General features: G+C 31.6%; 7 protein-coding genes, 1 tRNA gene, 1 rRNA gene and 1 pseudogene. 9 read left to right on the top strand and 1 reads right to left on the bottom strand.

Annotation, left to right across the window (positions count from 1 at the left end; translation table 11 throughout):
* The first annotated feature begins 49 nt into the window (after positions 1–49).
* The 9 genes and pseudogenes from rrf to CLORY_RS21835 all read left to right on the top strand — a co-directional run bounded on the left by rrf (position 50) and on the right by CLORY_RS21835 (position 6,252).
* Positions 50–166, top strand: a 5S ribosomal RNA gene (rrf, locus tag CLORY_RS21875).
* 25 nt (positions 167–191) lie between these two features.
* Positions 192–266: transfer RNA gene (locus CLORY_RS21870), tRNA-Asn, on the top strand.
* A gap of 437 nt (positions 267–703) precedes the next feature.
* Complete coding sequence (locus CLORY_RS21865; protein WP_079428549.1) at positions 704–943, top strand: hypothetical protein; 240 nt, start codon at positions 704–706, stop codon at positions 941–943.
* Positions 944–1,025: 82 nt separating this feature from the next.
* Positions 1,026–1,970 (top strand): ROK family protein, encoded by a 945-nt coding sequence (locus CLORY_RS21860; RefSeq protein ID WP_079428547.1) that lies wholly within the window; start codon positions 1,026–1,028, stop codon positions 1,968–1,970.
* Between the two features lie 146 nt (positions 1,971–2,116).
* Positions 2,117–2,581, top strand: a pseudogene (locus CLORY_RS21855) (CinA family protein); the annotation flags it as partial.
* A gap of 87 nt (positions 2,582–2,668) precedes the next feature.
* Entirely contained in the window at positions 2,669–3,598 is a 930-nt protein-coding gene (locus tag CLORY_RS21850; protein WP_169911721.1) for a CPBP family intramembrane glutamic endopeptidase, read from the top strand.
* A gap of 198 nt (positions 3,599–3,796) precedes the next feature.
* Positions 3,797–4,816: an LCP family protein gene (locus CLORY_RS21845; RefSeq protein ID WP_169911720.1), complete on the top strand. Its 1,020-nt coding sequence runs from the start codon at positions 3,797–3,799 to the stop codon at positions 4,814–4,816.
* A gap of 189 nt (positions 4,817–5,005) precedes the next feature.
* Positions 5,006–5,503 (top strand): shikimate kinase, encoded by a 498-nt coding sequence (locus tag CLORY_RS21840; RefSeq protein WP_079428540.1) that lies wholly within the window; start codon positions 5,006–5,008, stop codon positions 5,501–5,503.
* Positions 5,504–5,529: 26 nt separating this feature from the next.
* Positions 5,530–6,252: a metallophosphoesterase family protein gene (locus CLORY_RS21835; protein ID WP_079428538.1), complete on the top strand. Its 723-nt coding sequence runs from the start codon at positions 5,530–5,532 to the stop codon at positions 6,250–6,252.
* Between the two features lie 139 nt (positions 6,253–6,391).
* Here the strand turns inward: CLORY_RS21835 and CLORY_RS21830 are convergent, their stop codons facing one another.
* On the bottom strand, positions 6,392–7,960 hold the full coding sequence (locus tag CLORY_RS21830; RefSeq protein WP_079428536.1) for a DEAD/DEAH box helicase: 1,569 nt from the start codon (positions 7,958–7,960) through the stop codon (positions 6,392–6,394).
* Positions 7,961–8,248 lie beyond the last annotated feature (288 nt).

Below are 8,248 nucleotides of genomic sequence, written 5' to 3'. Positions count from 1 at the left end.
ACAGCGACGGAGTTGACGCAGTAATGCGAAGGTTATCACAAAACGACTATCTGGTAATGATGGAGTAGATGTTACACCCGTTCCCATACCGAACACGAAGGTTAAGCTCTATATCGCCCATGGTACTGCCCGGGAAGCTGGGTGGGAGAGTAGGATGTTGCCAGGTTGCCTTTAAGGCAAACAAAATGTATTCCGCGATAGCTCAATGGTGGAGCACTCGGCTGTTAACCGATAGGTTGGAGGTTCGAGCCCTCTTCGCGGAGCCATTTTTTTATAAAGAAATATAAAAGTTTTTGGAAGAACTCAGGTTATCTGGGTTTATTTTTTTATTCTTTGGAAATTTATGTATTTTGTCAGTTGTGGATAATGTTAAGATATACTTTTGTTAAATTAAGAAAGATAATCATTAAATAAATAAATGGTAATATATTTTGAAGTTAGTAAATTAAGAGATGAAAGCAACAGAAGCAATATAATAAAAGTATTTTATGAATATAATAGCTTTGTTGAGAATAAAAAAGAGTTTTTAATGCTTTTATAATTATTCAACTATCTTGTTTTTTCATTTACTATAATGGTGATTGTAAGAGTCATTTTTCGGTCTAAAGAGGTCAGTTATGTTTTTGAATCACATAAAAATTCTATAATTACATATATATAATCTATGGACTTATAAATAAATTATATTAAATGGAGGAAAAAGATGTCACAATATAGACTTAATATATATGGCGATGTATATCTTGAAGATTATAGTGAGATAAATGATTATATAGAATTAATAGAACCGGGAGATAAATTTTTAGTTACATTTGATAATGTTAATAAAAATAATATGGATATAATTCTTACAATGCTAAAAGAAAAGAGATGTACGATTTTATCAACTAAAGAAGAGCAAGATAGGAAAATAGTTTTAGGGTTTATAAAAAAATATAATTGATAGTTTTTATTTTAATATTAAAATATGATATAATTATCGGGGAACATTAGTAAAGAAAAAAATTCGGAGGTTGACACACAACATGGAAAAAAAATATGTTATAGGTGTAGATCTGGGTGGCACTAAAATATGTACAGCTTTGGCCGATTTGGAAGGAAATATAGTGAATAAGTATACTATTGCTACAGATGCACACCAAGGTGAAGCAAAGGTTTTTTCAAGAATTGTAACTTCAATAGAAAAAGTAATCAGTGATGCTGGTAAAAGCGTTAATGATATTAAATCTATAGGAATAGGGTCTCCAGGACCGTTGGACTCAAAAAAAGGAATTATAATACATACTCCTAATTTGCCATTTAAAAATTTTGAACTTGTTAGTGAACTTGTTGATAAATTTGGTATTCCAACAAAATTAGAAAATGACGCTAATGCTGCTGCACTTGGTGAGTATCATTTTGGTGCAGGAAAGGGTACCAATAATATGATATATATTACTGTAAGCACTGGCATAGGTGGTGGAGCAGTACTTAATGGTAAATTATTTCAAGGTTCTACCTCAAATGCTTTAGAAATAGGACATACGACTGTTCAGCCTGATGGTCCTAAATGTAATTGTGGAAATAGCGGATGTGCAGAAGCTCTTGCGTCAGGTACAGCAATAGCTAGACAGGCTAGAGAAGCTATAGAAACAGGACTCAATACAAGTCTTTCCAATTATGAGAACGTGACTTCTTATGAAGTATTTAAGGAGGCGGAAAAAGGAGATAGTGTAGCTAATTATATTTTGCATAAAAGCCTTAATTATCTTGGTATATGTGTTGCAAATGTAGTATGCAGCTTTGATCCTGATGTTGTTGTAATTGGAGGAGGAGTTTCAAAGGGCGGACCAATAGTTTTTGATATAGTTAGACAAGTGGTAAAATGCAGGGCTTTAAGACCTATGAATGAATGTCCAATCGTACCTGCTGGATTGGGAACTGATGCAGGAGTTATGGGTGCTGTAGCAGTTGCTATAAGTGAAATATAATATTATAGAAAGAATTTTAATGTGACATAGAAAAAATATAAAAGATTTCTATGTCACATAATTTTTATTTTTTGTAATGCAAAAACAACATACCAATAATGTTATATTTATATGAAAGAGGTAAATAGATGGATAATAATATAAATTCAATAGAAAGTGTTCTGGGTAAAATATTAGTAAAGAATAAGTTGACTATTTCTTCAGCTGAGTCCTGTACAGGTGGACTGCTTTCAGGAACTCTAATAAACTATCCAGGAATATCTGCTGTGTTTACTCAGGGATTTGTGACATATTCGAACGAAGCTAAAATGGAATTATTGGGAGTGAAAAAAGATACTCTTGATAAATACGGTGCAGTGAGTCCACAGACTGCAGAAGAAATGGTCATCGGACTTGTAAATAGAACTAAGACTAGAATAGGAATATCTGTAACCGGGATAGCGGGACCGGATGGTGGAACAGATGATAAGCCTGTTGGATTAGTGTATTCAGGAATATATATTGATGGTAAGATAATTATAAAGAAATATAATTTTAATGGTGATAGACAGCAGGTCAGAAATAATACTGTGCAGAGCATATTAAATCTCTTAATTGATGAACTCAAGTAAAGATAAAAAGCATTGCAATAGAATAAATTCTATATGCAGGACATAATTATAAAAGAGACGAGTGCTGCGTTCGAAAGGAGATTTAAAATGAACTCTTCTGTACTTAAAGCTAATCTATTTGCATTATTATTGGTTCTTCTTCAAATTATTGCTCCGATTTTCTTAAGACCATTAATTAATATTTTAGGATATGGTAATGTTCTGATATCAGATGAATACATATTTTTATTAATTCCTTGTATCTTATTTATAATTATTAATGGAAATTCCTTAAAGAAAACGTTAAGCTTGAAGAAGCTTAAATTTATTGACATTATTATAGTTATTGTAATAGCTATTCTTTGTCAACCTATTGCTGGATTTTTATCAGAACTTTCTAGTATATTTTTTAAAAATCCGGTAGCAAATGCTTTAGAAAAGTTAAGTGGGCTATCTTTGGGTTTTATGTTGTTTTTTATGGCAGTAACACCTGCTATTTGTGAAGAATCTGTTACGAGAGGGGTTATATTATATGGTTACAGGAGGAAAAATATATTTACTGCTGCAATAGTAAATGGACTCATATTCGGAATACTCCATTTAAGCCCTCAACAATTTTTATACGCCTTTGTGTTAGGTACTATATTTGTATATCTTGTAAGGATAACTAGATCTATATTTGCATCAATGTTATGTCATTTTACATTTAATAGTATTCAGGTTGTTGCTTCAAGGGCTTACATGAGCGGTATAAGCAGTCAATCAAAAGCAGTTCTGCAAGGAGGGTATAATAAAGGAATACTTCTTCTATATAAATTTTCTATAGCTGCAATTTTTTTTATGGCTGTTGTAATGTTAATCAAATATCTACACAAACTACATAAGAATGACAACTATTTAAATACTGCTGTTGAGAAATATTCTGAAAGGGAGTATTCAAGTGCTGAATCGAAAAAAGGCATTGTAGTAGTAGAGTATAGTCCTCTTGTAATATTAGTAATTATATATATTTTGTTGATGTTAAATAGGTATTTATAATATTTTAGTATATATATGATAATTTGTACTCCAAAAACAATTGATACCTTATAGGTATTTCTGAAAATAACTATGAGGTTGACTTAATTAGAGAAATATATGTAATAATAAGAAATTATTTTTTATTTATTTCGTATATAGATATATGATATAATAAACCTTATGATACAAAAAGAGAGTGTGGAGGTTAATAAACAAATGGCTAGAGTGAGAAAAAAGAAGAAACGAAAAACGTTTTTAATTGTTATACTAACATTATTAGTTTTGTTTGCAGCTGTTGCAGGCGTTACAATGCTCTATATTAATAATTCTCTTAGTAAAATTAATCATGTTGAAATAAGTCAAGATCCTGCGGATTTAGGAATAGATACAAATACGTATTCAGATGACAAATCTACTACAATAGATAATATACTCTTAATGGGTGTTGATAGCAGAGATCCTAAAAAATATACTGGATTATCTGATGCTATGATGATTCTTACAGTAGATAAAAAGAATAAGAAGCTTAAGCTAACATCAATACTTAGAGATTCTGTTGTTAATATTGAAGGACATGGTTTGCAGAAACTTACTCATTCTCACAATTTTGGAGGACCTGAGTTAACAATAAAGACAATAAATGAGAATTATAATATGAATATTAAAAATTATGTGCAAGTAAACTTTTTTACTCTTCAGAAGATAATAGATGATATTGGTGGAGTAACTATAAACATTAAGCCTGACGAAGTTAAATGGGTAAATGGATATTGTCATGAGACTGCTAGAATTGAAAAGAGAACCCCAGATGTACTTAAGGGAAGCGGTCCACAAAAGCTTACAGGTATGCAGGCAGTTGCGTATGCTAGAATAAGATATGTGGGTACAGATTTTGAAAGAACAGCTAGGCAGCGAAGGGTACTATCAGCAATATTTCAAAAACTAGCAAAAACTAATATAACTGATATTCCTAAAGTAGCTAATGAAATTTTACCTAATGTTGAAACAAGCTTGAGTTCAAAATATATTAGTTCTACAGCAATATATGTTCTAACTCATGGTTTAGCAAATAAAGTTGAGCAGAATAGAGTGCCATATGATGGGCTATACAGCAATGGAAAGATAAATGGACAAGATGTTATTCAATGGAACAAAGAAGAAAACATTAAGAAAATGCATGATTTTATATTTGGAACAGATATCAGTAGTACTAACAATGGTAGCACTACACAATAAATTGTGATATACAGTCTTTTAGAAGGAGCGTGTAGTCGTGGAGGCGAGTTTAGCCAACGAAGATTATACGCCTCTTTTTTACTATTTAGGAAATTTTGTTTTTGCAATTATTTTTTACTTCACATAGGTAAAGTTTTATAGTAAATTATTAAGTAGTAATGCTTTATGCAGAAAGGATGCTTTGGAAAAATGAAAAACAATATTTCACTCATAGGTATGCCAGGAGCAGGAAAAAGTACAATAGGAGTTATGTTAGCAAAGCGCATCGGAAGACCTTTTATAGATACTGATTTAATAATACAAGAAAATCAAGGAATGTTACTGGAAGAGATAATAGAGAAAGTTGGTACGGAGAACTTTCTTAATATAGAGCAAGATACTATAATGAAAATAAATACAGAAAACCACATTATAGCTACAGGCGGAAGTGTTGTTTATAGACAAGCTGCAATGGAAAAACTGTTATCAGTTGGTGATGTGATGTATTTGAAGCTTGATTATGAAGAAATAGAAAGCAGATTAGGAGATATCAAGCAAAGAGGAGTAGTAATTGAGGGTAATAAAACTCTTAAGGACCTATATGATGAAAGAACGGTTCTTTATGAGAAATATGCTAATATAATAATCGATTGTAGTGGAAAAACTCCAGAGGCAATTATGGATGAAATATGTGAAAAACTAAAATAGCAGTTTAATTGGGGGCGCAATTATATATGGATAAAATTGCAGTTATATCTGATGTTCATGGTAATTTACCAGCTTTATATGCAGTATTAGACGATATAGCGCAGAGAAGTGTAAAAAAAATCATATGCTTAGGTGACATAATAGGAAAAGGTCCTGATTCTAAAGAGGCCATAGATATTTGTAGAAAAAAGTGTGATGTCATAATAAAAGGAAACTGGGATGATATGATCGCTAATAACACTAGAGAAGGAGCAATAGATTGGTATAGAAAGGAAATAGGAGAAGAAAGACTGGAATATTTAGATTCACTGCCAATCAGTACTGAATTCATGCTTAGCGGTAAATGTGTAAATCTATTTCATGCTCATCCTACAGGAGTGTACAGGAGAGTACATCCTGACTATCCTATCGAAGAAAGGTTTGCTATGTTCAGTTACAAAGATAATAGCAAAATGGCCGATATAGCCGGATACGGCGATATACATATGCAGTATATACAATATTTCGATGACCGAGCTTTATTTAATACAGGTAGTATAGGAAATCCTATGGATATTCCTCAGGCTGCCTATGCTATTTTAGAAGGAAATTACGGCAGCAATAAAACAGGAGGGTATTCAATAAATTTTGTTAGAGTCCCGTACGATATAGAGGAAGCTGTAAGAATAGCTGAACAAAAGGATTTACCGCAGAAGGAATGTTATGTAAGTGAAATTAGAACAGCAGTTTATATAAGAAGGAAACTTTAATAAGAGAAAAGAGTAGGGAGCAAAGAGAAAAGTGAAGGTATCAACTCGGCTAGGCTGAATTGATATAATATTATAGAATAAATTTTCACTCTTTTCTCTTTACTCCAAAAAACCGGCAAGTATTGCCGGTTTTTTTTTACTACTTATGAGATTTTGCTATCTCAATTTTTAATTTTCTTCCACATAGTCTGTTACCTTGACAATTTCTAATAATTGAATCAGCGGCATGATCAACAGCATCTATGAATGTAAACTTTTCTAAAATATCTATATTTCCAACATGTTCTTTGTCGATATGGGCATTTTTATTTAAAAACTCTAATAAAATTTTAGGATTCAGTCTGTCTATACGACCAACAGTAAGAAATAATCTGACATAGCTTGTTGAATTATCTATGCTATTTTCTGAATAATCATAACTTATTTCTTTCTCATATAATATATTCATAAGAGCAGCGGCTACGTCTACTAAGTTATACTCTTCGTCTAATTCAGCAGCCAATGGTACAAATTTTTTATATTCGTCACTATCTAGGGTTGAACTTACTCTAGTAAGAATATTATTGTATTTTGCCTGAAATATATCATCGATAGATGGTACATCTTTTCTTCTTATTTTACTTTTAGTTACTTTTTCAATTTGTTTTATTGTCATATACTCTCTAGCTGTTACTAAGGTATAGGCTATACCTTCCTTATTTGCTCTGCCTGTTCTTCCTATTCTATGTACATAGGATTCTATGTCCTGAGGAAGTTCGTAATTTATAACATGAGAGACATTTTCAACGTCTATACCTCTAGCTGCTACATCTGTTGCTACTAGAAAGTCTAAGTTACCTTCTTTGAACTTTCTTAAGGTGTTAAGCCTTTGATTCTGATTCATATCACCATGCATACCTTCAACATTATAGCCACGTGCTTGCATAGATTCTACAAGTTCATCTACACCTTTTTTTGTCTTTGCGAATATTATAGCAGAGGAAGGTTCATCTACATCTAGAATTCTACAGAGAGATTCAAAACGATCCTTATGCTTGATTTCATAATAGTACTGAGATATCGTAGATACAGTCATTGTGCTTTTTACAATGGATATATGCTTATAATCAGGTTTCATATAATGCTTTGCTAACTTTTCTATCTCACGGGGCATAGTAGCAGAAAAGAGAAGTGTATGTCTTTGGTCATTTGTGTTTTTTATTATTTCTTCTATATCATCGATAAAACCCATATTCAGCATTTCATCAGCTTCATCTAGTACAAGGTAAGATATATTACTTATATTAAGAATGCGTCTTCTTAACAGATCTAAAACCCTTCCAGGGGTTCCTACGATGATGTCAACACCTTTTTTTATGGCTTTAATCTGTCTGTCTATAGGTTGACCTCCATATACAGGGAGTAATCTTACTCTTGAATATTTAGCTATACGGCTAAGTTCATCATTCACTTGGATTGCTAACTCACGCGTTGGTGTTAGGATAAGACCAAATATATTATCACCTTTGGCAAAGTTACTTAAGACAGGTGCACCGAAAGCTAAGGTTTTACCAGTACCTGTTTGTGCCTGACCGATTACGTCAAAACCGTCTAGTAGCACCGGGATTATCTCAGCTTGTATTTTAGAAGGCTCTTCAAAACCCATATCATCAATAGCTTTGATTATATTATTATTGAGGCCTAAATTATTAAATTTTATGTTTTCCATTTACATTCCTCCAAACTAATCAATTCATTATAATATAATAAAAGGATATAAACAATAGGAAATGGTTATTTTATTGGTACTTTCTCTGTATATAAATAATTATTATCATAATTGTTGATTTTTATAAGAGAAAAACTCAGATAAAAAATAAATATTGTATAATATTTATAAAAGATGAACTAAACAAGTGAATTAAATGAAGATAATATTAAGTAGTTAGTGTATGCTTTAAATAGATAAGAGAAAAGAGTAAAGAGTAGAGAGAAAAGTGAAGGAAGAAATTCTGCT

The organism is Clostridium oryzae (assembly GCF_002029235.1).
Lineage (GTDB): Bacteria > Bacillota > Clostridia > Clostridiales > Clostridiaceae > Clostridium_AE > Clostridium_AE oryzae.
The sequence above is the reverse complement of the archived record's forward strand: the minus strand, read 5'-3'. Positions and strand labels throughout refer to the sequence as shown.

Coding starts and splice junctions, on each gene's coding strand:
- CLORY_RS21865 (WP_079428549.1), top strand. CDS start 704: ATGTCACAATATAGACTTAATATATATGGCGATGTATATCTTGAAGAT.
- CLORY_RS21860 (WP_079428547.1), top strand. CDS start 1,026: ATGGAAAAAAAATATGTTATAGGTGTAGATCTGGGTGGCACTAAAATA.
- CLORY_RS21850 (WP_169911721.1), top strand. CDS start 2,669: ATGAACTCTTCTGTACTTAAAGCTAATCTATTTGCATTATTATTGGTT.
- CLORY_RS21845 (WP_169911720.1), top strand. CDS start 3,797: ATGGCTAGAGTGAGAAAAAAGAAGAAACGAAAAACGTTTTTAATTGTT.
- CLORY_RS21840 (WP_079428540.1), top strand. CDS start 5,006: ATGAAAAACAATATTTCACTCATAGGTATGCCAGGAGCAGGAAAAAGT.
- CLORY_RS21835 (WP_079428538.1), top strand. CDS start 5,530: ATGGATAAAATTGCAGTTATATCTGATGTTCATGGTAATTTACCAGCT.
- CLORY_RS21830 (WP_079428536.1), bottom strand. CDS start 7,960: ATGGAAAACATAAAATTTAATAATTTAGGCCTCAATAATAATATAATC.